Origin of the sequence: Methanofollis sp. UBA420 (assembly GCF_002498315.1) — an archaeon.
Taxonomy (GTDB): domain Archaea; phylum Halobacteriota; class Methanomicrobia; order Methanomicrobiales; family Methanofollaceae; genus Methanofollis.
Genome location: NZ_DAGX01000002.1, coordinates 309,817 through 335,178 on the forward strand (window position 1 = coordinate 309,817; position 25,362 = coordinate 335,178).

The 25,362-nt window shown below is 63.1% G+C and carries 28 protein-coding genes; 8 read left to right on the plus strand and 20 right to left on the minus strand.

What is annotated here, in order from left to right:
• Positions 1-5 precede the first annotated feature (5 nt).
• The 3 genes from BP869_RS01585 to BP869_RS01595 all read left to right on the plus strand — a co-directional run bounded on the left by BP869_RS01585 (position 6) and on the right by BP869_RS01595 (position 2,151).
• On the plus strand, positions 6-1,013 hold the full coding sequence (locus BP869_RS01585; protein ID WP_342676263.1) for a methanogenesis marker 2 protein: 1,008 nt from the start codon (positions 6-8) through the stop codon (positions 1,011-1,013).
• Positions 1,010-1,765 carry a methanogenesis marker protein Mmp4/MtxX gene (gene mtxX, locus BP869_RS01590; protein ID WP_342676266.1) on the plus strand — a complete coding sequence of 252 codons (756 nt, stop codon included), beginning with the start codon at positions 1,010-1,012 and terminating at the stop codon, positions 1,763-1,765. Before BP869_RS01585 ends, mtxX begins: the two co-directional genes overlap by 4 nt.
• 179 nt (positions 1,766-1,944) lie before the next feature.
• Positions 1,945-2,151, plus strand: a complete 207-nt coding sequence (locus BP869_RS01595) for a histone family protein (protein WP_067051357.1) — start codon at positions 1,945-1,947, stop codon at positions 2,149-2,151.
• A gap of 769 nt (positions 2,152-2,920) precedes the next feature.
• Here BP869_RS01595 and hisB read toward each other — a convergent pair.
• The 7 genes from hisB to BP869_RS01630 form a co-directional block, all read right to left on the minus strand.
• Positions 2,921-3,505 (minus strand): imidazoleglycerol-phosphate dehydratase HisB, encoded by a 585-nt coding sequence (gene hisB / locus BP869_RS01600; RefSeq protein WP_342676269.1) that lies wholly within the window; start codon positions 3,503-3,505, stop codon positions 2,921-2,923.
• Positions 3,502-4,212, minus strand: coding sequence for a 1-(5-phosphoribosyl)-5-[(5-phosphoribosylamino)methylideneamino]imidazole-4-carboxamide isomerase (gene hisA, locus BP869_RS01605; RefSeq protein WP_342676271.1), 711 nt, complete (start codon positions 4,210-4,212; stop codon positions 3,502-3,504). Before hisA ends, hisB begins: the two co-directional genes overlap by 4 nt.
• 6 nt (positions 4,213-4,218) lie before the next feature.
• A complete protein-coding gene (gene hisG / locus BP869_RS01610) occupies positions 4,219-5,091 on the minus strand; it encodes an ATP phosphoribosyltransferase (RefSeq protein WP_342676273.1) in 873 nt (290 codons plus the stop codon).
• A 50-nt stretch (positions 5,092-5,141) separates the two neighbouring features.
• The gene (locus BP869_RS01615; RefSeq protein WP_342676275.1) at positions 5,142-6,347 is read right to left on the minus strand and encodes a methionine adenosyltransferase; all 1,206 of its coding nucleotides are present in this window, start codon (positions 6,345-6,347) and stop codon (positions 5,142-5,144) included.
• A 289-nt stretch (positions 6,348-6,636) separates the two neighbouring features.
• On the minus strand, positions 6,637-7,179 hold the full coding sequence (locus BP869_RS01620; protein WP_342676277.1) for a DUF6653 family protein: 543 nt from the start codon (positions 7,177-7,179) through the stop codon (positions 6,637-6,639).
• Between the two features lie 36 nt (positions 7,180-7,215).
• On the minus strand, positions 7,216-7,992 hold the full coding sequence (locus tag BP869_RS01625; RefSeq protein ID WP_342676279.1) for a DUF169 domain-containing protein: 777 nt from the start codon (positions 7,990-7,992) through the stop codon (positions 7,216-7,218).
• A gap of 109 nt (positions 7,993-8,101) precedes the next feature.
• Complete coding sequence (locus BP869_RS01630; protein ID WP_342676281.1) at positions 8,102-8,629, minus strand: zinc ribbon domain-containing protein; 528 nt, start codon at positions 8,627-8,629, stop codon at positions 8,102-8,104.
• A gap of 151 nt (positions 8,630-8,780) precedes the next feature.
• Here BP869_RS01630 and BP869_RS01635 point away from each other — a divergent pair, with 151 nt between their 5' ends.
• Positions 8,781-9,209, plus strand: coding sequence for a PKD domain-containing protein (locus BP869_RS01635; RefSeq protein ID WP_342677385.1), 429 nt, complete (start codon positions 8,781-8,783; stop codon positions 9,207-9,209).
• A gap of 80 nt (positions 9,210-9,289) precedes the next feature.
• Here the strand turns inward: BP869_RS01635 and BP869_RS01640 are convergent, their stop codons facing one another.
• From BP869_RS01640 to BP869_RS01700, 13 genes are all read right to left on the minus strand, one after another.
• Positions 9,290-10,087: a DNA integrity scanning protein DisA nucleotide-binding domain protein gene (locus tag BP869_RS01640; RefSeq protein WP_342676283.1), complete on the minus strand. Its 798-nt coding sequence runs from the start codon at positions 10,085-10,087 to the stop codon at positions 9,290-9,292.
• Positions 10,084-10,950, minus strand: a complete 867-nt coding sequence (sucD, locus tag BP869_RS01645) for a succinate--CoA ligase subunit alpha (RefSeq protein WP_342676285.1) — start codon at positions 10,948-10,950, stop codon at positions 10,084-10,086. Before sucD ends, BP869_RS01640 begins: the two co-directional genes overlap by 4 nt.
• Complete coding sequence (locus BP869_RS01650) at positions 10,947-12,032, minus strand: succinate--CoA ligase subunit beta (protein WP_342676287.1); 1,086 nt, start codon at positions 12,030-12,032, stop codon at positions 10,947-10,949. Before BP869_RS01650 ends, sucD begins: the two co-directional genes overlap by 4 nt.
• Complete coding sequence (locus BP869_RS01655) at positions 12,019-12,567, minus strand: 2-oxoacid:acceptor oxidoreductase family protein (protein WP_342676289.1); 549 nt, start codon at positions 12,565-12,567, stop codon at positions 12,019-12,021. The genes BP869_RS01650 and BP869_RS01655 overlap by 14 nt, the downstream gene beginning before the upstream one ends.
• On the minus strand, positions 12,564-13,352 hold the full coding sequence (locus tag BP869_RS01660; protein ID WP_342676291.1) for a thiamine pyrophosphate-dependent enzyme: 789 nt from the start codon (positions 13,350-13,352) through the stop codon (positions 12,564-12,566). The genes BP869_RS01655 and BP869_RS01660 overlap by 4 nt, the downstream gene beginning before the upstream one ends.
• Positions 13,349-14,449, minus strand: a complete 1,101-nt coding sequence (locus BP869_RS01665; RefSeq protein WP_342676292.1) for a 2-oxoacid:acceptor oxidoreductase subunit alpha — start codon at positions 14,447-14,449, stop codon at positions 13,349-13,351. Before BP869_RS01665 ends, BP869_RS01660 begins: the two co-directional genes overlap by 4 nt.
• Entirely contained in the window at positions 14,446-14,718 is a 273-nt protein-coding gene (locus BP869_RS01670; protein ID WP_342676294.1) for a ferredoxin family protein, read from the minus strand. The genes BP869_RS01665 and BP869_RS01670 overlap by 4 nt, the downstream gene beginning before the upstream one ends.
• Positions 14,719-14,732: 14 nt before the next feature.
• Positions 14,733-15,275, minus strand: coding sequence for a FumA C-terminus/TtdB family hydratase beta subunit (locus BP869_RS01675; protein ID WP_342676296.1), 543 nt, complete (start codon positions 15,273-15,275; stop codon positions 14,733-14,735).
• Complete coding sequence (locus tag BP869_RS01680; RefSeq protein WP_342676298.1) at positions 15,272-16,114, minus strand: fumarate hydratase; 843 nt, start codon at positions 16,112-16,114, stop codon at positions 15,272-15,274. Before BP869_RS01680 ends, BP869_RS01675 begins: the two co-directional genes overlap by 4 nt.
• A 92-nt stretch (positions 16,115-16,206) precedes the next feature.
• Positions 16,207-16,707, minus strand: a complete 501-nt coding sequence (locus BP869_RS01685; RefSeq protein ID WP_342676300.1) for a 50S ribosomal protein L16 — start codon at positions 16,705-16,707, stop codon at positions 16,207-16,209.
• A gap of 61 nt (positions 16,708-16,768) precedes the next feature.
• The gene (locus BP869_RS01690; protein ID WP_342676302.1) at positions 16,769-17,530 is read right to left on the minus strand and encodes an ABC transporter ATP-binding protein; all 762 of its coding nucleotides are present in this window, start codon (positions 17,528-17,530) and stop codon (positions 16,769-16,771) included.
• Positions 17,527-18,339, minus strand: coding sequence for an ABC transporter permease (locus tag BP869_RS01695; protein ID WP_342676304.1), 813 nt, complete (start codon positions 18,337-18,339; stop codon positions 17,527-17,529). The genes BP869_RS01690 and BP869_RS01695 overlap by 4 nt, the downstream gene beginning before the upstream one ends.
• Positions 18,339-19,553, minus strand: a complete 1,215-nt coding sequence (locus BP869_RS01700; RefSeq protein WP_342676306.1) for an ABC transporter substrate-binding protein — start codon at positions 19,551-19,553, stop codon at positions 18,339-18,341. The genes BP869_RS01695 and BP869_RS01700 overlap by 1 nt, the downstream gene beginning before the upstream one ends.
• A gap of 188 nt (positions 19,554-19,741) precedes the next feature.
• On the opposite strand from BP869_RS01700, the gene BP869_RS01705 reads away from it, so the two are divergent.
• The 4 genes from BP869_RS01705 to gatE all read left to right on the plus strand — a co-directional run bounded on the left by BP869_RS01705 (position 19,742) and on the right by gatE (position 25,330).
• Entirely contained in the window at positions 19,742-20,275 is a 534-nt protein-coding gene (locus BP869_RS01705) for a helix-turn-helix domain-containing protein (protein ID WP_342676307.1), read from the plus strand.
• Between the two features lie 517 nt (positions 20,276-20,792).
• The gene (gene argH, locus BP869_RS01710) at positions 20,793-22,277 is read left to right on the plus strand and encodes an argininosuccinate lyase (RefSeq protein ID WP_342676309.1); all 1,485 of its coding nucleotides are present in this window, start codon (positions 20,793-20,795) and stop codon (positions 22,275-22,277) included.
• Entirely contained in the window at positions 22,270-23,511 is a 1,242-nt protein-coding gene (gene gatD / locus BP869_RS01715; protein WP_342676311.1) for a Glu-tRNA(Gln) amidotransferase subunit GatD, read from the plus strand. The genes argH and gatD overlap by 8 nt, the downstream gene beginning before the upstream one ends.
• Positions 23,501-25,330 (plus strand): Glu-tRNA(Gln) amidotransferase subunit GatE, encoded by a 1,830-nt coding sequence (gatE, locus tag BP869_RS01720; protein ID WP_342676313.1) that lies wholly within the window; start codon positions 23,501-23,503, stop codon positions 25,328-25,330. The genes gatD and gatE overlap by 11 nt, the downstream gene beginning before the upstream one ends.
• The last annotated feature ends 32 nt before the right edge of the window (positions 25,331-25,362 follow it).

Consider the following 25,362-nt stretch of genomic DNA (forward strand, 5'->3'; position numbering starts at 1 on the left):
TTATCGTGGTAGACAACTGTTCCCCTGATGCGGTCGCCAGATCGATCCGGGAATATGAGGGGGTGACGAGAAAGCGCGGCATCGGCGAGCTTATCGAATGCCTCAGGATCAACGAACAGCCTAATGTTGTCGCATCCTTCGGGGAAGACGCAGCGGTGATCCGTCAGGACGACCTGGCCCTCCTCCTTGCGGCAGACGGCATCTGGAGCAAACTCATGGAGGCCGACCCCTTCTGGGCCGGGTACTGCGCGGTGCTCGTGAACGTCCATGACATCGCCGCCATGGGCGGCACACCCCTCGCCATGGTCGACGTCCTCTCTTTCAAGAACGGCGAACTCAGGAACGAGGTGACGAAGGGTATGCAGGCGGCGTCCCGCCAGTTCGGCGTGCCGATCGTGGGCGGGCACCTCCACCCTGACACGCCCTATTCTGTCATCGATGTCGCCATTCTCGGGTCGATGCAGATCGACGACGTGATCTATTCGAGCAATGCCCGGACCGGCGACCGTGTCGTCGCTGCGATCGACCTGGACGGCCGGGTCCACCCCTCCTGCATGGCGAACTGGGACTCGGTGACGATGAAGTCGGACGAGACGGTGCGCAGGCAGATCCATGTGATGCAGGAACTCGCCCAGAGGCATCTCGTGACCGCAGGAAAGGATATTTCGAACCCCGGCCTCATCGGCACGCTGGGCATGCTCCTCGAAGTCTCGCGGAAGGGTGCGGAGCTCGAACTTGAGGCGATCCCGCGGCCAGACCTGAAGGCCCATGATCTCAGCTTCGAGCAGTGGGTCAGGATGTATCCCGGAATGGGTTTCATCCTCACCTGCCCTGACGAGAACACGGAGGAGGTCTGCCGTCTCTTCGAAGAGACGGGGATGACGGCCCGGCCGATCGGGTGGGTGAATGACTCCAGTTCCCTGTCGGTGTCGTACGAGGGGGCCACCACCTCTGTCTTCGACCTGAAGCAGGATGGGATCATGCGGATCATCGACACGGCAAAACTGGTATGATCATCGGTATCGGTGTCGAGGGGAACCCGGAAAAGGTGGCGCGGACAACGGCGCGCGTGGGAGACCGGGTGCGGCTCGTCTGTTACTGCCGGCCGGGCGTGATGGCCGGACATGAGGCCGAATGCCGGGAGAGCGACTGTCCTGAAGAGGCGCTCGTCGCCGACCTGATGGCAGGGAGGGTCGACGGTGCGGTGCGGGGAACTCTCCCGGCCAACGAAACCCTCAGGTGCCTGAAAAGGGCCTGCCATACCGACCACCTGGAGAGGGTGGCACTCCTGGAGACGGCTGACGGGGTGCAGTTCCTCCTCGCCCCGGTGGGCGTGGACGAGGGCTGGACGGTCGCAGAAAAACTCGCCTTCGTGACGAAGGCACGGGAGATTGCCAGATCATTCGGCCTCTCCGAGCGCGTTGCGGTCCTCTCGGGCGGGAGGTTCGGCGATGTCGGCCGCCACCCCGCGGTCGACAGGTCCCTTGCCGATGCCGAACTCGTGGCCCGCCTCGGCAACGCGGAGCACTGCGAGATCCTGATCGAGGAGGCGGTCAGGCGGTGCGGGGTGATCATCGCCCCAGACGGGATATCGGGGAACCTGATCTTCCGCACGCTGACGTTCCTCGGGAAGGGGTCCGGGCATGGGGCGCCGGTGGTCAATATCGACAGAATTTTCGTGGATACCTCGCGCGCCTCTCCCGACTACACGAGTGCTGTTCTCCTCGCCGCGTCGATGGGCGATGGGAATAAAAGAGATATTTGACCTTTTTTTTCAATAATAATCGATTAAATTGATTATTTATTTTGGAGCACGATCTGCGATGCAAAATCCACCTCCCCAATAAATCCCCCCCCAAACACCCATCGAAAGCCTTTCCTGCGGCATCGTTACGAAATGTTTAAATAGTCTTCGAGAAACTGATAATTTAGAGGTAATTAGACATGGCAGACTTACCTATTGCAGCGGTTGTCAGAATCGCCAAGAAGAACGGTGCTGAGAGAGTTGGAAGCGATGCAGCTGCGGCCCTTGTCGCAAAGGCTGAGGCCTACATCGCCAACCTGACCAAGGAAGCAAACCGCCTTGCCCAGCACGCTGGCCGCAAGACGATCAAGGAAGAGGATGTTGAACTCGCGGCAAAGTCCGCCTGAGTTCTCCCTCTTTTCTCGTAGTCTCTATTCCTCGAAACCCCGGATGCGGGGTCTTTTGTATCGGTCTTCGGTCTTCCTCGAATGCTGTCGGGAGAGCGTGCGCTCCGACACACACTGCGAGTGCGGATGAACCGGACGACGATCTGGCGCGACGGGATCCAGGACAGAGACTGAAGACTCTTGATCAAAGAAAAAAAGATCTGGAAAATTCCTGTGCCGGGGGGCTGCCGTTCGAAAACCTACGGTTACCGGCAAATCAAAGATCTGTCAGAACAGGAAAATGCTCTGCATTTTCCGCTTTCTCAAGCTCGCTTTGCTCGCACTCCCCACCCCCTGTCATTAGGATAGGGACAAGTTGGTTATTTCCCTCCTCTGAATATCCTGTTCTGTCTTCCCGGGTTCTATCCTAAGTAGGGGGTCCGGGGGTGAAACCCCCGGTGGACTGTATGGGGAAGGCAGCGGATCCGCACGTTCCCTCATGGGATCAGGGAGTTACATTGACCCGAGCACGGGGTTTGCCATGAAACACTCGTCATGCAGTATGCCTGAGACATTCTCTCGACTCATGCCCGATTCTCCAGAGTCGAAAAAGGGATCTCCGACACACCACCGACAGTCAGGGCCCATAGCAGTCAGACCGGCGCCACTGACGCACACAGAGCCTCGCAAATCGTCTTCGCTGCAGGTTCTGGTGGAAACCACGGGGCAGATGGCAAAACGGCAGGAAACGCCATCTGCATGCGGCAAAAAAGAAAGTGGTGTCGGAGACTTACAGCGTGCCCTTGGTGCTCGGCACGTCGCCGCTCCGTCGCAGGTCGACTGCCACGGCCTTTGCGAGGGCGATGCCGAATGCTTTGAAGATCGCCTCGGCCATGTGGTGATCGTTCCGGCCATAGAAGTTGATATGGGCCGTGACCCCGGCGCGGGTGCAGAGGCTATAGAAGAAGTGCTCGAAGAGGGTCGTGTCGATCCCGCCGACCGCGGGGCTGTTGAAGTCGCCGGTGAAGACCAGATAGCCCCTACCGCCGACGTCGATCGCGACACTGGCAAGGGCCTCGTCCATCGGGATGGCGGCGTCGGCAAAACGGGTGATCCCGGCGCCTTCCCCCACCGCCTCCTTGAGGGCCGCGCCGAGGACGATGCCGAGGTCCTCCACCAGGTGGTGGGCGTCCACCTCCAGGTCTCCTTTCGCACGGACAGAGAGGCCGAAGCCCCCGTGCCGTGCGAAAGAATTGAGCATGTGGTCCATGAAGGGGAGGCCGGTCGCGATATCGGCGCCACTCTCCCCGTCCAGCTCGATGCTCAGGTCTATCTTCGTCTCCTTCGTCTCCCGTCTGACTTCTCCCGTTCTCATTGTGCCGCCTCCAGAGCCTCTATGATCGTGATCTTCCCGCTGTACAGGGCCGAACCGAGCACCGCCCCCGAGACGCCGAGATCCCTGAGGGCCCTGACATCGGCCGGCGTGGTCACCCCGCCCGCCACCACGACCGGGAGATCGGTGCGCTCCAGAAGGTGCCTGACCGGTTCAGGGTCGATACCCTTACAGAGCCCCTCCACGCTCACGTTCGTGAAGAGCAGAGACCCCGCGCCGAGCATCTCAAATTTTTCGGCCCAGGAAAGGTAGTCGCCCGCCTCCTCCTCCCAGCCCTCGATGACGACACGGCCGCCGCGGGCGTCCACGCCGGCCATCACCTGCTCGGGCCCGAACTCCAGGGAGAGGTCGCGGACGATCTCTGGTTCCCTGACCGCAACGGTCCCCAGGATCACGCGGCCGACACCGATCTCCAGCCAGGCCCGTGCGTCCTCGCGGCTCCTGATACCACCGCCGAGTTCGACGAAGACACCTGTCTCCTGGATCAGTTCCCGGATCTCGCGGACATTCGCCTGTGCGCTGCCGAAGGCCCCGTCCAGGTTGATCACATGGAGAGCGTCGGCCCCGGCGTCAAGCCAGCGCCGGGCGTTCTCGAGAGGCGTGCCGTAGGCGACCGCACTCTCTCTTTTGCCCTGCACCAGCTGGACGCACTGGCCGTTGAGGATATCGACTGCGGGAAAGACCATCATAGGCACTCAGGGGATCATCCTTTCAATCGACATCACCAGGATGTCGCGGGCGCCTGCCCTCTTGAGCTGGGTGATCAGCTGATAGACGCACTCCTCCTTCACGACGGCATGGACGGCCACCAGGCCCTCCCTCGACGCCACGTCCATCACGGTCGGGCCGCCGAGGCCGGGAAGGACGCTCTCGATCTCGGGCAGGGCGTCCCTGTGGGCGTTCATCATGATATAGCACTGCCCCTTCGCCCGCACCACACTCTCCAGTGCAAGGAGCACCTCCTGGATCTTCTCCTGCTTCTCAGTGCGGGAGACAGGGTTTGCAATCACCAGGGTGCTCGACCTCAGCACCTCGCCGAGGATGCGCAGCCTGTTCGTCTGGAGGGTGGTGCCGGTGCTCGTCAGGTCGACGATGGCGTCGGCGATCCCGAGATAGGGCGTCGCCTCGCAGGCACCACCGACCGGGACGACAGATATCGAGATGCCCTGCCTCTCGAAGAAGGTCTTCGTGATGGTCGGGAACTCGGTTGCGATCTTCGCCCCGGCGAGGTCTGAATACTCCTTCACCTTCGCGTCCTCGGGCACGGCCACCACCAGGGTCGCCCCGCCCATCTTCAGGTCGAGGAGTTCGTCGACGACAGAGCTGCGCTCCATCACCATATCGCGACCGGTGATGCCGATATCAGCAGCGCCGTTCGCCACATACTCGGGGATATCGATCGGGCGGGCAAAGAGCACCTCGATTCCGGGGTCCACCGTCTTTGCGATGAGCTTGCGCTCGCCGCCGTCGATGAGGTGGATCCCGCTCTTCTCAACGAGGTCCCTGATCGGTTGTGCAATCCGTCCTTTATTCGGGATTGCAAGACGTATACGGGTAGGATCAGTCATCTATTCTCTCCCTGAAGGGATGGGAAATGTGTACGCAAAAAATGATCGGTTTAGAAGGTGTTCAGTTCGCCCCTGACGACCTTCTCGGTGATGTCGCAGATGTTCTCCAGGCCGGTGTCGATGATCGCCTCGACGGCGGGCTGGATCGTCTTCATGTCATAGCCCGGCTTCGGGATGACCTTCGCGCTCGCCACGAGCGGCTGGTCGACCGGGTGACCGATCTGGGAGAGGAGGCGGACATAGATCTCCTCGATGCCGTCCACTTCAGCGACGCAGGTGTTGCCGAGCTGGGTCGCAAGGAGGTTGTAGATCTTGCCGATGTGGTTGATCGGGTTCTTGCCGCTCGTTGCTTCCATGCTCATCGGCCTGTTCGGCGTGATCAGCCCGTTGCAGCGGTTGCCGCGGCCGACCGAACCGTCATCGCCCATCTCTGCCGACGTGCCGTTGACGGTCAGGAAGACGCTGCCTGCCGTGAGGTCGTCGGCGGTGTTCACGTCCACATGGACCTTCCGGGTCGTGAAACGCGGGGCGATCTCGGTGATCGTCTCCTTGAGCTTCTCGACGGTCTCGACATATTCGCCGATGTCCGCTAGGTAGCGGTCGACCATCGCCACGGCGAGGGTGAGGGTGATCGCATCGCCGTCACGCAGGCCCATGACCTTGACGTCGGTGCCGATCGCCGGGTTTTTCGGCCGATAGACGGTGTCGAGGTAGTCGGAGACGCCCTTGACCAGGCTCTCGGTCTCGCTGAAGGGAGCGTGGCCGACGCCGAAGGAGGTGTCGTTGGCACGCATGATCGCCGAGCCGCCGCAGACCTTGAAGACGTCACGCAGGTCGGTCGAACCGGTCCCCATCCGGCAGTCAACGATGACGTCGCGCTCGAGGTTCATGATGGGGATGATGCTCTTGATGTACGAGCGTGCCGCCTCGACAGCGATCGAGTCAGCCGGAATGTTGATCCCGTCGAAGGTCTTCGTCGCCCTGCCGGTGAGGAGGACGTAGATCGGCTTGACGATCTTCCCGCCGCCGAAGTGGGGGATGGACTCGCCGGCCACGATCTCGCCCTGGTCAGTGTTGTGGTGGAGATAGACACCGCACTCTTCGAGGTACGCCTTACAGAGCGCCCGTGAAACAGCTTCCGCAACGCCGTCGGCGATGCTATCCGGGTGGCCGATGCACTTGCGTTCAATCAGTTCGATCCGCTGGTTCTCTATGGGGGTCTGCTCCAGCCGCTCAACCTTGATGTTTCTGATCATCCGATCCCTCATCTCTATGAATAATTACAAGGATCGAGTCTCATTTAACGGTTTCTATAATTCCGCCTGCGTATGGTTGTTGCCCCCAAAGCGGCCCGATCGCCCTGTTACAGAAAAATGGGTATTTCTGCCAGGAAAAGAAGGAGGGGCGACATATTCCTCGGAGTAATGTCTGCGCCTTTCCGTACCGGGACAACTGTCGCGCCGGGGGATCGAGAGGGTGAAGAGAAGGGCGCCCTGTCGGGAGAGGGATTGGAACGAGAATGAGGGGCGGAGGGCCACAACGGACCTACGTACCCAGGTCGACATCAGGGCCGTGGAGCCAGTTCTGATACTCAGGCGTTGTGTCCTTCATGTCCTCGTACAGCCAGACCATCCGGTCCAGGAACCAGAGTTTGCTCAGGTAGACGACGGCAGTGCCGAAAATAGTGGGCCAGACATTGAGTGCATACACGCCCCATACCACGAAGACCATCCCGACGCCCGAACACGCCGAGAGTATGTTCGGGGCTTTCCGGTGACGCTCCGGCACCGGTATCGCCTTCCTGTTCAACCAGACACGTTCGCCGAACACCGCCTTCGATACCCAGTTGTCCGTCGATTTCGGTCGGGCAAAAAGGCGTGGATTGATCCATGCCCAGATCATCGTACCGGCGATGGGGATAAGCGACCACCAACCCAGCCACGCCCTGCTCCAGAAGGCGAGGATGAGGAGGGGGAGAACGGTGTTTCTGGTCCATACACTCCACGGGTTTGCGTGCCTGGCCCAGGCATCCTCGTCCATCTGAAAGATAGATACGATGGTTTGCTCTATCGTCACGTAAACGAGCATTTGACGATGGCGAGATTTACACGTTGCGGCCGCTGCTCACCCCTCACGCCCATGGTCGGGGAACGCCACCCGTGGCCGCCTGACCGCAAAGGAGGCGTCGAGGTTCCCGGCCATGCGCCGGGCCACCGCTGCCGGGATACCGACGCCCATGATGTCGGGCGGCAGGGCATGGTTCACCGTCGGGTCGGTGGGCCCGATGAAGGCGGAGTCGTGAGGGGCTCCGGCCGCCATGCCGGCAGGGTAGGAGACGAAGGTCGCACACGCCGGCCCCCAGGGAGCAATGACCGGTGAAAATGGGTCGGCGCGGTCGAAGTGGACGAGAGCGGCGATATTCCTGACCTCCTCGGCAGTGCCGAAGAGGCAGAGCGAGCTGACCGCGGCATCGTCCGGCACTGTCCGGCAGGGCCTGATCACGAGATAGCGCCCCGGTGGGGAGACCGGGCCGGCACGTGCAAAACAGGCGTCGACGAGTTCGGGGTCGGCCTTGAGGTACTCGGCCGCCCCGCCCCGCACGTCCGGATGCCCGGTGGAGACGAACCAGCTGATGTCGTCGGAGCGCCCCGAGAATCCCATGTGAGCGAGACCACCCGGACAGCACCCCGTCTTCACGTCCTCGCTCAGGTACAGTGCAGGGGCATCTATCTTCCCGAAGGCCATGCGTATCGCGGCGACGGCGATGCAGCGGTGGACCGAAGGGAGAGGGACAGCATCAACCGGAACCCCCTCCGCCCCGCAGACGACGAGGGGCTCTGCCGAGAGCCGAAAAGCATCCGAAAACCGCTCCCCGATGAGGGAAAATTCAGAACTGTTCACGCCAGGATCACCATCGGAGGGATAGACGAGAGGAGAGAGAAAGGTATTGATCGGGGGGAGGCACCGGGTCGTGCCGGCATGGCCGTGACCCGTTCATCCTCAGGAGGACTTACTCCCGCCACCGGGGAAGTGTCGAGAGGTACTGCCGCACCATCTCCCTCGCTTTTTCGACAGGCATGCCAAGGTGCTCGGCCATCATCGGCGCATATTTCTCGACCGCTGTCTCTTCTGTCAGTTCGGGTTCGACGAACGCACCGCCCCGATAACAGTAGATGCAGTACCTCGCGCTCTGCGACCCGTCCGCCTCTGTTCCAGCGTCTTCGTCCCGTGCAAGGGGCATCCCGCAACTCTCACAGAAGGCAATCTCCCGTCCGGCCCACCTCTTCAAGCATGAGAGTTGTTCTTTGCAGAACGCTTTCGCATTCTCACGAGGAATGTCGAACATCCGCGAGAAGATCGCCCCGCCTTTCTCCGCCATCATATCGATGGTGATGCCGGGTTCGGTGAAGGCACCGTTCTGGTAGCAGTAGGTGCAGTAGTCCTTCGACTTTTCGCCGTCCGCTTCGGTACCGAAGTCGGCCTCTGTTCGCATCGGCATTCCACAGCTCTGGCATGATTTTGCAACTATCTCTTTCATAGGATCTCCTTCGATGGGATCGAGCACCTATCGGTGCTCAATGAGTGAATGGGATGGGGAGACATAAAGATTTCCGGAGGACAGAGGGATGCCCTCCGCCTCGGAACCCGGATGACGCATATGATGGAAGGGCCCTGAAAACGTCCTGAAGATTCCCACTTCACATACGGCCGATCCCGGCACGAACCGCACGGCGACAGGCGTGCCGACGTCATGGCTCTGGACGTTCGGTGACGGGTCGACCTCCACCGACCAGAACCCGCAGCACACCTATACGGAGCCCGACAACTACACCGTCACGCTCGCGATCGAGGGCGGCGCGGAGGTCTGCACGAAAACCGCCTGCATCAAGGTCACGCCGATCCGCTTCGGCGACGCCAACGGCGACGACACCGTGGACCAGGCCGACACCCTGCGGGTGCTCAAGAAGGTCGTCGGGCTGAGAAGTGTGCCGCTGAACGGGACAGACCTCTTCAGGAAGACCGATGTCGATCAGAACGGCGTCATCGGCGTCGGCGACGCCCTCGTCATCGCCCAGTACAATGTCGGGCTGCGTGACGTCTGGTTTGCGACGGTCTGAAGATACCTCGGCATTCTTCGCCGAACCCGGAGAATACCTCCCCCTTTTTTCGGCTCTGGTGAGCGATGAAAAAAAGAAATTCACCCGGTGATCCTGATCTCGGACCGGATCGTGATCGTGCACGCCCCGTCCCTGAAGACCCTGACCAGGCCACCGCTCTCCGAGACCGTGATGCCGACCGCGGGGATCAGGCGGGTGATCGCCGCCGTCGCCCGGTGCCGCCCCCCAAGGCCGCCGGGGAGGTTGACGTCCTTCGCATTCGCGTCAATGTATCGGCCCGCCGCACAGATCAGGCCGTTCCTGTTCACGACAAAGACGCCGTCGAGCTGGGCAAACTCCTTGACGCTCTCCCAGTTCTCGCGGTTCTTGATGTCCCTGAAGGCGGCGTCATGCCCCTTGTACGGGTTCAGGATGGCCTGGTGGGAGTGGCGGCCGATCTCCTCGTCGTCGCCGATGACGAACGCCGTGCCGATCCTCCGGCCTTCCCGCCCCTCGATCGCGATCTCCATCGCCAGGTTGAGGACGGCGTACATCACCTCCCTAGGGACGATGTCTTCGTAGTTCTTGAGGTCGACAAAGTTTTTGGCGCGTTCAAGGTCGTAGACCAGGATCGCGTACGGGAAGACCGCGACGACGTTGCCGTCCTCGAAACGGCGGGTGAGATATATCTGCACGGCCGCGTCGAGCATGTGCTGCTCGCAGACCGAGACGATCTCGTTCATCGAGAGGTCTTTCAGGATGTCGAGCTGGAGGTCCTGCACCCAGATCAGGGGCACCCTGGAGAGACAGGTGCAGGGGCGGGTGAAGGAGACGATCGCCTTCGCCCCGATATCCTCCGCGATCTCGGCGGCCACCCGCATCAGCAGTTCGTCATTCATAGTAAGCCACGGATCATGCCAGGTATCTCTGACGGCCGCGAGGCAACCGCCACACCCATCTTTTTCAGCCTCTCGATCTTGGAGCGTGCGTCTCCTTCGCCGCCCTCGATGATCGCACCGGCATGGCCCATCCGCTTGTTCGGCGGAGCCGTGACGCCGGCGATATAGGAGACGATGGGCAGGTCGGTCGACCTGACCCCTTCCTCCTCCAGATTGCCGCCGACCTCGCCGATGAGGACGACGGCCTTCGTCTGCGGGTCATCCTCGAAGCGGGCCAGGACATCGGCAAAGGTCTGGCCGATGACAGGGTCGCCGCCGATGCCGACGACAGTCGACTGCCCGATGCCCGCCTTCGTCAGTTCGTCGACGACCTCGTAGGTGAGGGTGCCGCTCCGGGAGATGACGCCGACGTGCCCCCGCGTGTACAGGTGGGAGGGCATGATCCCGAGTTTCAGTTCGCCGGGCGAGAGGAGGCCGGGGCAGTTCGGGCCGATGACGCTGCAGCCCGAGAGGTCTGCATAGGCGACCGCCTTCATGGCGTCGTGGACAGGGATGTGCTCGGTGATCGCGACGACCAGGTCGAGGCCCGCATGGGCGGCCTCCATGATCGAGTCGCCGGCCGCCGAGGCCGGGACGAAGAGGACGCTCGCCGTTGCGTCGTGCTCGGCAAGGGCCTCCTTCACGGTATTGTAGACCGGGACGCCGCAGACCTCCTGGCCGCCCTTTCCGGGCGTGACGCCGGCGACGACGCCCTTTCCGCCGACCTCCCGCGCGTATTCGTTCATGAGTTTGATGTGGAAGGAGCCCTGCTTGCCTGTGGCGCCCTGCACGATGACGGCGGTGTTTTTGTCTCCGTAGATCATGCCGTCACCTCCACCGCGGCCCTGACAGCCTCGTCCATGCTCCCGAGCATCCGATATCCCTTCTCCGCGAGGAGTTTTCTCCCCTCGTCCTCGTTCGTGCCGGCGAGCCTGACGATGACTTCCTGCTCGACGCCGGCCTCGATGATGCCGCGGGCGACCTCGTCGCACCGGGTGATGCCGCCGAGGAGGTTGACGATGATCACCTTCACCGCAGGCATGCCCGCGACGAGTCTGACCGCATACTTCACCCTCTCCTGGTCGGCGCCGCCGCCGACGTCCAGGAAGTTCGCGGCCTTTCCGCCGAAGTGCTCGATGAGGTCGAGCGTCGACATGGTAAGGCCGGCACCGTTCCCGATGACCCCGATCGCGCCGTCGAGTTCGACATAGGAGAAGCCGTGCTTCTCGGCCTCCTTCTCACGCTCTGTGAGGTCGCGGTTGACCGCGATGCCCTGGCGGGCAAGGGCGTTGTCGTCGACGATCAGTTTTGCGTCGGCCGCGTAGACGCCCTGCGGCGTGGTGACCAGCGGGTTGATCTCGGCGAGAAGGGCGTCCTTCTTGCAGAAGACATGATAGAGTTTGTTGATCATCTCCCGCACGCCCGCAGGGGCGTTCCCGGTGAGTTCCCTGAGAAGGAAACCCGGGACGTCGGGGAGGAGGGGGGAGAAGGTGACCTTCCGGATCGCGTCAGGGCTCTCTTTCGCGGTCTGCTCGATCTCGACGCCGCCGGCGTCGGCAAAGAGGATGACGGGCTGCTTGTTCGAGCGGTCGATGGCGATGGAGACATAATACTCGTGCTCGATCGGGAGGCGCTCCTCGATGAGGACGCGGGAGACAGGGACGCCCTTTATCGGGGTGTGGAAGAGGTGCCGCGCCGTTTCGACGACATTGGCGGCATCGGCCATCAGGACCCCGCCTACCTTGCCGCGGCCGCCGACGTCCACCTGCGCCTTGACGACGACTTTGTCACCGATTTCATCCATGTGGAGGAGGATCTCCTCGTGCTTGCTGACAAGGAGGCCCTTCGGCACCCTGATGCCTTCCTCTCTGAAGAGTTCTTTTGCTTCAAACTCAAGCAGTTTCATCTTTCATGCTCCTTCTGCCGAGGTCGAACCCGAGCTTCAAAGCCCGGATATTGAGGTCCTCGGTGCCCTTCGGGACTGAATCGAGGACGGCCTTTTCGATCGCCGCCTCGGAGACGACGCCGGTGGTCGCCACCAGTGCCCCGAGCATCACAATATTTGCGACGATCACCTTTTTAAGAGTGCTTTTTGCCTCGTAGGTCGAGGGGATCTCGTGGTACCGGCACCCTGGCCTGTCCTGCACGAGTTCCGCGTCGACGAGCATCAGGGCACCTGCCGGGGCACCCTTCCCGTACTTCAGGAAGCCCTCCTGCGACATGATCACGTAGATGTCGGGCTCTGTCACCTCTGGGTACAGGATGGGGTCGTCGTCGATGACCACGGCGCTCATCGAGGCCCCGCCGCGGGCCTCGGGTCCGTAGACCTGTGTCTGGACGGCATACTTGCCGTCGTGGATGGCCGCGGCCCGGCCGAGAATCACGGCCGCAAGGATGATCCCCTGGCCGCCGAAACCGGAGAAACGGACTTCGTGCCTCATTTCGGCACCCCCGTGACAGGAAGGTTCCGCCGCACGAACTCGCCGACAGGGAAGGTCGTCGGGTCGTGGGGGGTGCCCTCCTCCTCCATCCTCTTCCATCTCTTCAGGAGCACCGCATGGTCGCGCATCCAGGCAATCATGTCCTGCGCCTCGCGGAGTTTGTTCCGCCGCCCGTACCCGGTCGGGCACTGGACGACCGCCTCGATGAGGGAGAAGCCCGGCGTCTCCAGGCCGGCCTTCACCGCGCGCGTCAGTTCCTGCACGTGGTACGAGGTCCAGCGGGAGACATAGTTCGCGCCTGCCGCCACCGCAAGGGAGGCGAGGTCGAAGGGGGGTTCGTGGCAGCCGTACGGCGTCGTCGTCGTGACGGCCCCGAGGGGCGTGCACGGGCTCCCCTGCCCGCCTGTCATGCCGTAGATGTAGTTGTTCATGCAGACGACCGTCAGGTCGATGTTCCGCCGGCACCCGTGGATGAAATGGTTGCCGCCGATGGAGGCGAGATCGCCGTCGCCGGTGAAGACCACCACATGGAGGTCGGGGCGGCTGAGTTTCACGCCTGTCGCAAAGGGGATCGCCCGCCCATGGGTGGTGTGGAGGGAGTCGGTGATGATGTAGCCGGGAGCACGGGAGGAGCACCCGATGCCGGAGACGAAGACCGTGTCCTCGGGGGCCCAGCCCATCTGGTTCACGGCATTGAGGGTGCAGTTGATCACCGTGCCGTTACCGCAGCCTGCGCAGTAGATATGGGGCAGGCGGTCGGCCCGCAGCCAGTCCTGATAGTTCACAGATATCCCTCCGCCGTGGCGATGAGGCGTTTTGGCGTGTGCAGTTCGCCGCCGATCTCGGATACCGGGACGACCGGGACCGCGGTGTGGCGGGCGATCTCCCTCTCTATCTGGCCGAGGTTCAGTTCGGGCACCAGAAAGACGCGGGCATTTTTGAATGCCGCAAGCGCGAAGTCGGGGAAGGGCCAGACCACCTTCAGCCTGAGGTGGCCGACCCTCTCGTCGTCCAGGTCCCTGACGGCCTGCGCCACAGACCGGGCCGGGGCGCCGTACGAGACAAAGACGACCTCGGCGTCGGGGTTTGTCACCTCGTAGTCGGCGATCTCGCGGCTCGCACCCTCTACCTTCCCGACAAGACGGCGCACCAGGCGCTCGTGCACATGGGGGTCGGTCGAGGAGGGGTAGCCGCGGTCGTCGTGGGTGAGGCCGGTGACGTGGACGCCATAGCCGTGGCCGAATGCCGGGAAACCCGGCACGTCGTCCTCGCCAGGCGCAAAGGGAAGGGCGCCCTTCTCCAGGGGGCGCCGCGGCACGATCTCGACACAGTCCGGGACCTCGATCCTCTCACGCATATGGCCGATGATCTCGTCGGCCATCACGAAGGCCGGGACGCGGTACCGGTCGGCGAGGTTGAAGGCCTTTGCCGTGAGCTCGTACATCTCCTGCACAGAGGCAGGGCTGACCGCGATGATGCTCATGTCGCCGTGCGAGCCGAAGCGACACTGCATCATATCGCCCTGCGAGGCGCGGGTCGGCTGGCCTGTGCTCGGCCCGCCCCTCTGGACGTCGACGACGACGCACGGCGTCTCTGTCATGACCGCATAGCCGATGTTCTCCATCATCAGGGAGAAACCCGGCCCCGAGGTGGCTGTCATCGCCCTCGCCCCGGTCCAGGAGGCGCCGATCACCGAGGCGATGCTGGCGAGTTCGTCCTCCATCTGGGCAAAGACCCCGCCGATCTTCGGCATCTTCCGCGCCATGTGCTCGGCGATCTCGGTCGAGGGCGTGATCGGGTAGCCCCCGTAGAACCGGCAGCCGGCGGCAAGGGCCCCCTCGGCACAGGCCGTGTTCCCCTGCATGAATTCAAGCCGCGTCAATCTTCAATCACCACCTTTTCGGGCTCAAAGGGTTTTTCTTCGACCCACCGGATCGCCTGGTCCGGGCAGATCATCTGGCAGACGCCGCAGAGCACCCGCCCGTAGAGCTTCTGGAGGCGACAGTTGGTACAGCGCTCAGGACGGTCGAGGGTCGGGACCACGATGCCCCGCCTGTTCGGCGCCGTGCCCTCCTGAAATATCCTGTATGGGCAGACCAGGGTGCAGAGGTTGCAGCCCTTGCACCTGGTCTCGTCGATGATGAGCTTCATATATCCGGTCCGATTTATGTATTGAACCGCCGTTCAAATTGTATTTTTGCCTTCCGGTCAACGTCGCCAAAGAGGTCGCCGCCGTGGGCGTCGATCCCGACGATCAGGGGGAGGTGGTCGAGTTCGATCTCCCATACGGCCTCGGCCATGCCGAGGTCCTCGAAATAGACGCCCTTCAGGGTCATCCTGGCGGCGGCGAGGGCGGCGCACCCGCCGGTGAAGGCGAGGTACACGCCGCGGCCACGCAACTGTTCCCGCACCTCCGGGCCCATGCCCCCTTTGCCGATGAGGGCGCGCACGCCCGCGTCGAGAATGAAGCCTGAGAGGCGGTTCATCCGTGCCGAGGTGGTCGGGCCTGCGGCGATGACCCGGCCCTCCCCGATCACCGGGCCGCAGTGATAGACCGCGGCGCCCTGCGGGTCGAAGGGGATGCCCTCCTCCATCATTCTCTGGTGCGCCTCGTCCCGCGCCGTGTACACGGTCCCGGAGAGGGTGACGGCGTCCCCCGCACGGAGTTCGAGCACCTCGTCGCCGAGAGGCGTGGCGAGGTGGATCATTCCTCCACCTCCACGCGGCGGGTCGCTCGCCGGCATGCCCAGCACTGCACATTGACCGCCACGGGCAGGGACGCGGTGTGGCAGGCCCCTGTCTTCACCTTCACCGCGAGGGCCGTCGTGTCCCCGCCAAGGCCCATCGGACCGATGCCGAGGGCGTTGACGGCGTCGCAGATCTCCTGCTCAAACGAGGTCATCTCGTCGATGGGCAGGAGGAGCGCCTCTTTTGCAAGGGCTGCCGCACCGTCGAAGGTCGACCCGATACCGACACCGAGGACGACGGGCGGGCAGGGGCGGCCGCCGGCAAGGAGCGCGGTCTCGGCAACGAACCGCGCGATCTCCCCGGCCTCGGAGGGGAGGAGCATCCTGATCCGGGAACAGTTCTCCGCGCCGGCCCCCTTCGGGAGGACGGTGACGGTCAGGTCGTCGCCGGGCATCACATGAACCGCGGGCATGCCGTCGCCTGTGTTGTCGCCGCTGTTCTCCCGGGTGAGGGGGTCGACGACATTGGGGCGGAGTGGGACCTCGCGTGTCGCCCGCCTCACTCCATCGGCGACCGCGTCGAAGAGGTCGCGGCTGAAGGGCACGGTCGGGGGAATGGTGAGATAGACGACCGGGACGCCGGTGTCCTGGCATATCGGCAGCCCGTGCTCCTCCGCATACCTGATGTTCTCCTCGATGTTCTCAAACTGGGTGCGGGCGGTTGCACTCTGTTCCCGGTCGCGGGCCCGTGCGAGGGCGCGCCGTACGTCTGCTGGAATCGACGTTTCGGCTTCTAGGAACGCAGAATAGGTAGCAGATGCGACTGCCCCGGAAAGGCCGGATGCCGCTCTCTCTATCATTGAGTAGTATGGGGGAGGGGCCGCTAAAAAAATATCTCATTCCCGCCGCCCCTCCGGCAAAGAAAAGAAGAGGAAGAAAATTTCGTCCTGCTTCACTCGAAGACAACCACGCGGGTCGGCGCAGGGAGCTTGTACCCGCCGTGCTTGAGGGCGTCCTTTGCCTTGTCCGTGTACTGCGGGTTGGTCCAGACGGTGAAGACCTTCTGGCCCGGGATGACACGGGCGGCAGTGCCGACGGCCTTGCCGAATGCAAGACGCATACCTTCCGACACACGGTCTGCACCGGCGCCGGTTGCCTGCTTGTTCTCACGAAGCACATGGTGGGGGTAGGTGCGGAGCTTGAGATAGTAGTTCGAACGTCCCACCTCCTTCATCAGGCGCCTGTTAATGTTAATACGTGCCGCTTCAAGAGCGGAGTGACGGATCTGGCAGGATTCGAGCACTTCAAGGGTGATCTCAAGAGGGAAAGAACCACTCGGGTCGCCCATGTCGTACTGAACAACCTTGCTGCCGGGGACACCGCCCATATATTCTCGCCGGGTGTAGGCCTTCTTGGCGAGATTTCTATACATTACTCCTGGTTTTCGTACCATACCTCACAACGCCTCGCCGTAAGTTAGTGCTTTATAACATGGTTATTTTGCTTAATAAAGGTTACTGGGAGGCTTCTTCGCCTCCCTGGATCAGGGAGAGGACGTACCTCCTCACCTGCGCGAACTCGACACTGGTGCGGTCACGCGGCCGCGGCACCTTGATGGGGATGACCTCCTGCACGCGGGAGGGCCTCGGGGAGAGGACGACAACCCTGTCGGAGAGATATACGGCCTCGTCGACGCTGTGCGTCACGAAGATCACCGTCTTTCCGGTCTTTTCCCAGATCTCAAGCAGTTCTCTCTGCATCGTGTTTCTGGTCTGGGCATCGAGGGCCCCGAAGGGCTCGTCCATGAGGAGCACCTGGGGCTCGACGCAGAGCGCCCGTGCGACGGCCACGCGCTGGCGCATGCCGCCGGAGAGTTCGTACGGGTGGCTGTGCTCGAAATCATCGAGGCCCACCAGGGCAAGGTATTTTTTTGCCCGCGCATACCTCTCCTCTTTCCCGACGCCCTGCACCTCAAGCCCGAAGGCGATGTTGTCGAGGACCGTGCGCCAGGGATAAAGCGAGTACTCCTGAAAGATCATCGCCATCTCGGGTGTCGGCCCGGCGATCTCCTTCTCGTTGATCGAAGCCCGGCCGCCGGTCGGGTTGTCGAGCCCCGCGATGATCCGCAGGAGTGTCGTCTTGCCGCAGCCAGAGGGGCCGAGGATGCAGATGAACTCGCCGTCCTTCACGTCGAGGGAGATGTCGCCGAGTGCGATGACCTCCTCCCCCATCTCGTTGGTGAAGACCTTTGAGACATGCTCGATGGAGAGGCTCATCTGACCATCCCCCTCCACCTGAACTCCCTGTTTTCAATGGCCCTGAAGAGGCCGTCGATGCCAAGGCCGATCAGACCGATAACGATCATGCCCGCGATGATCACCTGGGACTGGCCCCAGTTGTAGGCGTACATGATGAGGTACCCGAGACCTGAGGTCGTTCCGGGGAGCATCTCGGCCGCAACGACACACATCCACGCGATCCCGAAGCCGACCCGGAGGCCGGTCCAGATCGTGGGCAGGGACGCCGGAAAGATGACCTTCCTGAGGATCTGGGCCTGGCTCGCACCGAAGGTGTACGCCGACTCGACCCAGGTCCTGTTCACCGACTTGACCCCGTCGACTGTGTTGAGCAGAACAGGGAAGACCGCACCGATGAAGATGATGAAGGTCATCGAGACGAGCCCGGTCTTGAACCATGCAAGTGCGAGCGGGATCCAGGCCAGCGGCGGGATCGGGCGGAAGATCTGGATCGTCGGGTCGAGGAAGTTCTCGGCCCCTCTCCAGTAGCCCATCACGATGCCGATCGGGATGCCGACGGCCGCCGCAAGGCCGAAGCCCAGGAGGACGCGCTCAATGGAGAGGAGCGCGTTGTCGATGAGGCTCCCGCTGCCCAGGATGTCAACGGTGGGGGCGGCGAGGATGGCGAGCACCGACTCCACCCGCGGCAGGATGAACTCGCTGTCGATAAGTATCGCTGCAATCTCCCAGCCAATGATGAGTAAAATGGGAAGGGCGGCACCTATGGCCCTCCTCCCAAGAAACGCTGTTCCTGTACGTTTTCTCTTCGCCGATTCCGTTGTCTTCATCAGACTTCTTTCACCACCAGTCCGCTGTCTTTCAGGGCGAACTTGAGCATGACATCCTGGATGGAGCCCTTCAGCGGGGCCGCAATCTTCAGCGGCTTGCCTTCGGCAGCTCTCGTCTTCGCCCATTCAGCGAAGGTCGGCCAGTCGTTAACCGGTGCGGATGCAGCGACGACAAGTCCGGATCCCTCAGTATTAACGGGTTGGAGGATCTTAATAGGTGTTCCTTTGTCGATGGCGCTGATCGCCGGCGGAGCGCCGACCCATGCCATCTGGATGTTGTCTGTCGCGGCAAGCTGCATCAGGGCCGGACCGGCGGCGGCGGAGACGAGAGAGACGTCGGCAATCTTCTCACCATTGATGATCAGTTCGAGGTTCTCGGGCCTGGTCTGGGTGGGGTCCTTCGGCTTCAGGGCGATGCCGTAGGTCTGGTCGAAGTACTCCCACTTCTTGATCGCAACGAAGAGCGAGGCATGGTGGTCCGACATCAGGTAGCCGATGCCGAGGGGCTTGTCGAGCTTCGCCGGGGTGGCGATCTTTCCTGCATCGAGCATCGCCTTTGCGTCGGTGTACGGCTGGGTGTTGAAGAGCAGGGCCTTCTGTTCCTCAGGGGTGGCGTTCTTCAACGAGCCGGTGAGGTAGCCGAGGTCGGACTGGGCGTCGACGAAGAGCATGACGCCGTCCTGCCACTGTGCGGAGGGTTCGCTCGTGAACTTGATGGTCGGGATCGCCTGTTCGAGGACGTCGACAGAGTTCACCGAGACGTCGCCGTAGGTGAAGTTGCCCTTGCCGACGAGCCAGTCGGCGACGATCTCGGCGGACTCGTTCTGGTGCTCATTCACGTACTGGTTGCCCAGGATGCCGAGGGCGCTGATGGCGTTGACGACGTCGCGGTGGTCCGCGGTGAAGTCGTCACGGGCGGCGATCACGCAGCAGGAGTGGTCCTTCCACATCCCCGCGGGGGGGAGGTCCTGCGAGTACGAGGCGACCTTTCCGATGCCGCTTAACGGGGCGACTTCCACGATGGGCTGCCAGGCGATGTATCCGTCGATCTCGCCTGTGGAGAGGAGCATCGGCATCGGGCCGACGCCCTGGGTGTAGGTAATGCCGACCTCCGCTGCTTCGGTCTTCGGCGTCTCCTCGGAGACGCATCCGGTTGCCAGAAGAATAACCGCAAGCCCGAAGAGGAGGGCTGCGGCAAGCATCTTTTTTGCCATGAGCGTACTGGTGGCCCCGAGGATATTTATAGGTCATTATCCTGCCCTTTTCACCTGTACGATGGGGAAAAATTTGGACTCCGATTACCCGGTTGTCATGTGAAACTCCATCCCTGTCCCCTCCTAGGGGGCAGGATCTGTGGACAAGAAGAAACATTCATCGTCTTCGTTTGCACAAACAGAAGTACATGATCCAGGCAGACCCCATCGACCGCCTCCTCAAGGCGGCCCTCATATCTGACGACGATTTCACCGAGACCCTCAACCATATCCTGAAGACAGATCTGCGGATCAGCGTGCGCGAACTCTCGGAGAGGAGCGGGATCGCCCAGAGCACCCTGTACAAGATCCTCACCGGCAAGAGGTCGCCGACCCTCCCGACCCTCCGGGCAATTGCAAATGCCGTCAGGTCTTTCTCCCAGCCGTCGGGCGAGGCTTTCATCGGTCTCATCGCAGCCCGCTATGTCCTTGAGTCCATACAGGAGAGGACCGTCACGATCGACGGTCAGCCGATCCGCGTCCGCGAGTACCCGGTCCACACATTCGAGGACACCCTCATCGCCGCGGTGCGTGCCGAGCGCGAGGGCGCGCTCGCCGTCGTCTGCGCCCCTATCGCATCGTCCACTATCGAGCACCTGGTCCGTATCCCGGTGACGACGATCATCCCGAAAGACAGCGTCCAGCGCGCCATCGAAACGGCGGCGCGGAAGGCGTGGATGTGAGAGGGTTCGCGCAGGACACGTGAGAGTCCCTACACCGGGAGGCGTCGGTCCCTTCTTCGGAATACCAAATACTATGTTCGCTCTTCCCGGGACTAATCCAGAGTAGATATCTGGTGGTGTAACCTCCTGCCCGCGAGTGTTTACTGGGAGGACGCCGATCAACTGCCTTCCCCAAAACACAGGCCGGGGGACTGACGCCCCCGGACCCCCGATCCAGGATAGGGCCGGGGAAGACAGAGCAGAGATCCTGAGAGAAGATTGCCCGCCACCTCCCATCCTAATGGAGGGGGGCTGGAAGGATGAACGGAGTGAATCAAGAAAATCTTTGATTTTCGAGCGGCAGCTCCCCGGAAGAGACACCGGTACACTCCCCTCCCCATACACTCAGACGCCTCATCACATCTCCCTCCCCCCGGCATCAGGACGCCCTTCGGTCTTCACGAAAATCATAGATTTTCTCGACGCCCTTCGGTCGTCCCCACAGATTCATTTCATCTAAAACCCCACCCTCCCTACAATGCAACGCGATCTGGTGCGGCGGGGCCGACTCAGTGACGACCGCCCGGAAGAGGTGATGCACTTCCTCTCCTCCATGACGGCCGATCACTGGATCGCCGATATGGACGTGCTGGTGGACATGGCCCACCTCCTGATGCTCAGGAAACAGGGTATCATCGACAGCGAGGCGGCACATGCGCTGATGGGTGCTCTCCTCGGCTTTTACCGGGACGGCATCCCGGCTGAGGCCTATGACGAACGGTTCGAGGACATCCACGCGGGCAAGGAGGCGATGCTCATCGCCCGCGTCGGCGAGGAGTTCGGCGGCCGCCTGCACATGGCCAGGTCCCGGAACGACGAGGTGGCGACCTGCATCAGGATGCGCCTGCGCCGGGAACTCGTCGCCCTGATGGAGGAGACCTGCACCCTGCGGGGCGTCCTGCTGGAGACGGCGGGAGCGCACCTCTCCACCATCATGCCAGGCTTCACCCACCTCCAGCACGCGCAGCCGACGACCCTTGCCCACCACCTCCTCGCCTACGAGCAGGCGCTCTCCCGCGACTTCGCCCGTCTCGCCGACGCGTATGGCAGGCTGAACGAGTGCCCCCTCGGTGCGGCCGCCTTCGCCTCGACGGGTTTCCCTGTCGACAGGGAGTACACGGCAAGCCTCCTCGGCTTCGACCGCCCCATGGGCAACTCCATGGACGCCGTATCGGCGCGGGACTTCGCCCTCGAGGCCCTCTCGGCCTGTGCGACCATGACCGCAACGACAAGCCGCCTCTGCGAAGAGATGGTCATCTGGAGCACCGCCTTCGTCAGGTTCGTCACCCTCGCCGACGGCTACTCCTCGACGAGTTCGATCATGCCCCAGAAGAAGAACCCGGACACCGCCGAGATCATGCGTGCCAGGACCGGGACCGTAGCTGGGGCGCTCGTCTCGGCCCTCACCATCACGAAAGGCCTGCCGATGAGTTACAACCGCGACCTCCAGGAACTCACCCCCCACCTCTGGCGGGGCGTCGAGGCGGCGGAGGAGTGTCTTGTCGTGCTCGCCGGGCTGATCAGGACCGCCACCTTCAACACCGAGAGGATGGCCGAGGAGGCCGGGAAGGGCTTCTCGACCGCGACCGAACTCGCCGACGTCATGGTGCGGGAGTTTGGCCTCCCCTTCAGGACGGCGCACTCCATCGTTGGCAGGGCCGTGAAGATGGGTGCCCTCGACCTTGCTACCCTCGAAGCGGCGGCACAGGAGGTGGCAGGCCTCTCCCTCAGGGAGCGCGGCCTCACCACAGATCGGATCGCGTCGGCCCTCGACCCGGCGGTCTCCGTCGCCGAGCGCGGGGCCATCGGCGGCCCGGCGCCGGCAGAGACAGGACGGGCCTGCACCGAGAGGAAGGAAAAACTTGCGGCCGACATGGCCCTCGTCTCTTCCCGCAGGGAGGCCGAGAATACGGCAGTCACCCGGCTGATTGCAGAAGCAGAGAGGCTGGCAGAGCATGAGTGAAACATTCGCGACCGGCGACCTCGTCGCCGCGTCCTGCCGGGGCCACCCGGTGGAAGGGACCTATATCACGGACCGCGACGGCATGGCGGTCCTCAAACTGAAGAGCGGATACAACATCGGCGTGGAGATGGCGACCTGCAGCCGCGTGAAGGCGGCCGGGGCACCGGCAGTACCGGCGGCGCCCGTCGTCACGCAGGACGACACCCTCCCCGAACTTGCGATCATCTCCACGGGCGGGACGATTGCCTCCAAGATCGACTACCGGACGGGAGCGGTGACCAGCCAGTTCACCGCGGACGACATCCTCCGCGCGATCCCCGGCCTCTCCTCCCTGGCCAGGTACCGCTCGGAGGTGCTCGCCACCATCCTCTCCGAGAACATGACCCCCAGGATCTGGCAGAACCTGGCGCGGGCCATCCACGCCGCGATCAAGGACGGCGCCGAGGGCGTCATCGTCACCCACGGCACGGACACGATGGCCTACTCGGCCTCCGCCGTCTCGTACATGCTCGACACCCCGGTGCCCGTCGTCTTCGTCGGTTCCCAGCGCTCGGCCGACCGCCCGAGCAGCGACAACATCATAAACGGCCTCTGCGCCGCGGCTGTCGCGAGGAGCGACCTCGGCGAGGTGGCGGTGGCGATGCACGCCACCACCAACGACGACGCCTGCGCCGTCCACAGGGCGACGCGGGTGCGGAAGATGCACACTTCCCGGCGTGACGCCTTCCAGAGCCACGACATGGCGCCGATCGGGAGCGTGGCCTACCCGTCCCTCGCCATCACCCTCTCCGACGAGGCGGTGCGGCGGCGGGAGACCGAACCCGTGCTGAAGGACAGCCTCGAAGAGCACTGCGGCCTCCTCTACTTCTATCCGGGCATGGCCCCCGAGATGATCGGGGCGTACGAGAGCTACAAGGGCCTCGTCATCGCCGGCACCGGCCTCGGCCACGTCTCCACCGCCTGCATCGGGGCGCTGAAAGACCTCGTCGACGCCGGCACGACCGTCGTCATGACCTCCCAGTGCCTCAACGGCCGGGTCTGCGACCGGGTCTATGACACGGGCCGCGACCTCCTCGCCGCGGGCGTGATCGAGGGAGAGGACATGCTCCCCGAGGCCGCCCTCACCAAGATGATGTGGGTGCTCGGGAACGAAAAAGACCAGGAGAAGGCAGGGAAGATGATGGCAACCGACCTGAAAGGCGAGATCAGGAGGAGGTCAGACTATGGATTTTAAGGCCCTCGGCCTCAAGGCCGGTATCGAGATCCACCAGCAACTCGACACCGCGGAGAAACTCTTCTGCCACTGCCCGACGACCCTCCAGAAGACGGAGGAGCACACAGGCGAACTCTTCCGGTACCTCCACGCGACCGTCTCCGAGATGGGCGAGATCGACCGTGCGGCGGCCGAGGAGATGATGGACAGGCGGCAGTTCCACTACCTCACCTACCCGACCACCTGTCTCGTGGAGAACGATGAGGAACCGCCGGCGCCGATGAACAGGGAGGCCCTCGGCATCGCCCTCCAGGTGGCGAAGACCTTCGCGATGCACCCTGTCGAGCAGGTGCACACGATGCGCAAGCTCGTCATCGACGGCTCGAACACAAGCGGCTTCCAGAGGACGGCCCTCGTCGCCATGGGCGGCGTCCTGCCGAACGGCGGCGAAGTCGAGACGATCTGCCTGGAGGAGGAGGCGGCCCAGCGCGTCGAAGGGGACACCTTCTCCCTCGACCGCCTCGGCATCCCCCTCGTCGAGATCACGACCTCCCCCTGCATGTACACCCCGGAGGACGTGCAGACGACGGCCGAGTACATCGGCATGGTCCTCCGCTCCACCGGCGCGGTGAAGAGGGGCCTTGGCACCATCAGGCAGGACATCAATGTCTCGATCAGGGACGGGGCGCGGGTCGAGATCAAGGGCGTGCAGGAACTCGACCTCATCGCCGAGGTCGTCCGCCGCGAGGTGCAGAGACAGGTGAACCTGCTCGCGATCCGCGACGAACTCCGCGCCCGCCAGGCCTCGGTCGGCGAGGAGACCTATGACGTCACCGCCCTCTTTGCCGGGACACAGTCCTCGATCCTGAAGAAGGCGAAGATGATCAGGGCCTTCGTCCTCCCCGGCTTCGCAGGCCTGGTGGGCCGGGAGATCCAGCCCGGCCGCCGCCTCGGCTCCGAGATCTCCGACTACGTGAAGAAATGCGGCCTCGGCGGCATCTTCCACACCGACGAACTCCCGGCCTACGGCGTGACCGCGGAGGAGGTGGCCCGCCTGCGCGAGCACCTCGGCGTCGCCGACGAGGACGCGATCATCCTGGTCTCCGGCTCGAAGGAGAAGACCGCGTGCGGCGTCAAGCAGGCGCGGCACCGCGCCCGCCTCGCCTTCGAGGGTATCCCCGAGGAGACGAGGAAGATGCTCGAAGAAGGGAGCACGGCGTACATGCGGCCCCTGCCCGGCGCCGCACGGATGTACCCGGAGACCGATGTCTTTCCGGTGGCGATCACCGACGCCCTCTGGGAGAAGGTCAGGGTGCCCGAACTCCTCTCCGACCTGGCACGGCGCTTCGAGAGCGACCTCGGCCTCGACCCGGCCGTCGCCCGGCAGGTCGCCTACTCTGAAAGCCTGCCCCTCTTCAGGGCGGCGATCGACGCCGGCATCAGGCCGAACCTGGCCGCGCGGACGATCCTGGCCACCCTCAAGGAACTGGGACGCGACGGCGTCGCCGTCGAAAAGGTATCAAACGACGACGTGCTTGCCGTCCTACTTGCCGTGGAAAAAGAGACCGTCGCCAAGGAGGCGATCCCGGAGATCCTCACAGAGATCGCAGCCGGGACGGCCGCGGCACAGGTGATCGAGAGCCACGCCGGCGGCATATCAGACGAAGAACTCGCCGCGATCGCCAGGAAGATCGTCGCGGAGAGGATGGAATTCGTCACCGAGAAGGGCATGCGTGCCCTCGGCCCGTTGATGGGACTTGTCATGGACGAGGCCCGCGGCAAAGTCGACGGAAAGAAAGTGAGCGAGGTGCTCAGGTCCGAAATTTCGCGGGTGATCTGAGCAACATCTTTAAACCACCGGCTGAGTAAATA

Bases quoted from the DNA above. Each gene is read 5' to 3' on its own strand.
- BP869_RS01690 (WP_342676302.1), bottom strand. From the start codon at position 17,530: ATGAGCCTCTCCATCGAGCATGTCTCAAAGGTCTTCACCAACGAGATG.
- BP869_RS01685 (WP_342676300.1), bottom strand. From the start codon at position 16,707: ATGGTACGAAAACCAGGAGTAATGTATAGAAATCTCGCCAAGAAGGCC.
- BP869_RS01595 (WP_067051357.1), top strand. From the start codon at position 1,945: ATGGCAGACTTACCTATTGCAGCGGTTGTCAGAATCGCCAAGAAGAAC.
- mtxX (WP_342676266.1), top strand. From the start codon at position 1,010: ATGATCATCGGTATCGGTGTCGAGGGGAACCCGGAAAAGGTGGCGCGG.
- BP869_RS01655 (WP_342676289.1), bottom strand. From the start codon at position 12,567: ATGAGGCACGAAGTCCGTTTCTCCGGTTTCGGCGGCCAGGGGATCATC.
- BP869_RS01670 (WP_342676294.1), bottom strand. From the start codon at position 14,718: ATGAAGCTCATCATCGACGAGACCAGGTGCAAGGGCTGCAACCTCTGC.
- BP869_RS01630 (WP_342676281.1), bottom strand. From the start codon at position 8,629: ATGAAAGAGATAGTTGCAAAATCATGCCAGAGCTGTGGAATGCCGATG.
- sucD (WP_342676285.1), bottom strand. From the start codon at position 10,950: ATGATCTACGGAGACAAAAACACCGCCGTCATCGTGCAGGGCGCCACA.
- argH (WP_342676309.1), top strand. From the start codon at position 20,793: ATGCAACGCGATCTGGTGCGGCGGGGCCGACTCAGTGACGACCGCCCG.
- BP869_RS01705 (WP_342676307.1), top strand. From the start codon at position 19,742: ATGATCCAGGCAGACCCCATCGACCGCCTCCTCAAGGCGGCCCTCATA.
- BP869_RS01695 (WP_342676304.1), bottom strand. From the start codon at position 18,339: ATGAAGACAACGGAATCGGCGAAGAGAAAACGTACAGGAACAGCGTTT.
- gatE (WP_342676313.1), top strand. From the start codon at position 23,501: ATGGATTTTAAGGCCCTCGGCCTCAAGGCCGGTATCGAGATCCACCAG.
- BP869_RS01700 (WP_342676306.1), bottom strand. From the start codon at position 19,553: ATGGCAAAAAAGATGCTTGCCGCAGCCCTCCTCTTCGGGCTTGCGGTT.
- BP869_RS01640 (WP_342676283.1), bottom strand. From the start codon at position 10,087: ATGAATGACGAACTGCTGATGCGGGTGGCCGCCGAGATCGCGGAGGAT.
- hisG (WP_342676273.1), bottom strand. From the start codon at position 5,091: ATGACTGATCCTACCCGTATACGTCTTGCAATCCCGAATAAAGGACGG.
- hisB (WP_342676269.1), bottom strand. From the start codon at position 3,505: ATGAGAACGGGAGAAGTCAGACGGGAGACGAAGGAGACGAAGATAGAC.
- gatD (WP_342676311.1), top strand. From the start codon at position 22,270: ATGAGTGAAACATTCGCGACCGGCGACCTCGTCGCCGCGTCCTGCCGG.
- BP869_RS01675 (WP_342676296.1), bottom strand. From the start codon at position 15,275: ATGATCCACCTCGCCACGCCTCTCGGCGACGAGGTGCTCGAACTCCGT.
- BP869_RS01650 (WP_342676287.1), bottom strand. From the start codon at position 12,032: ATGAAACTGCTTGAGTTTGAAGCAAAAGAACTCTTCAGAGAGGAAGGC.
- hisA (WP_342676271.1), bottom strand. From the start codon at position 4,212: ATGATGGTCTTTCCCGCAGTCGATATCCTCAACGGCCAGTGCGTCCAG.
- BP869_RS01680 (WP_342676298.1), bottom strand. From the start codon at position 16,114: ATGATAGAGAGAGCGGCATCCGGCCTTTCCGGGGCAGTCGCATCTGCT.
- BP869_RS01620 (WP_342676277.1), bottom strand. From the start codon at position 7,179: ATGCTCGTTTACGTGACGATAGAGCAAACCATCGTATCTATCTTTCAG.
- BP869_RS01615 (WP_342676275.1), bottom strand. From the start codon at position 6,347: ATGATCAGAAACATCAAGGTTGAGCGGCTGGAGCAGACCCCCATAGAG.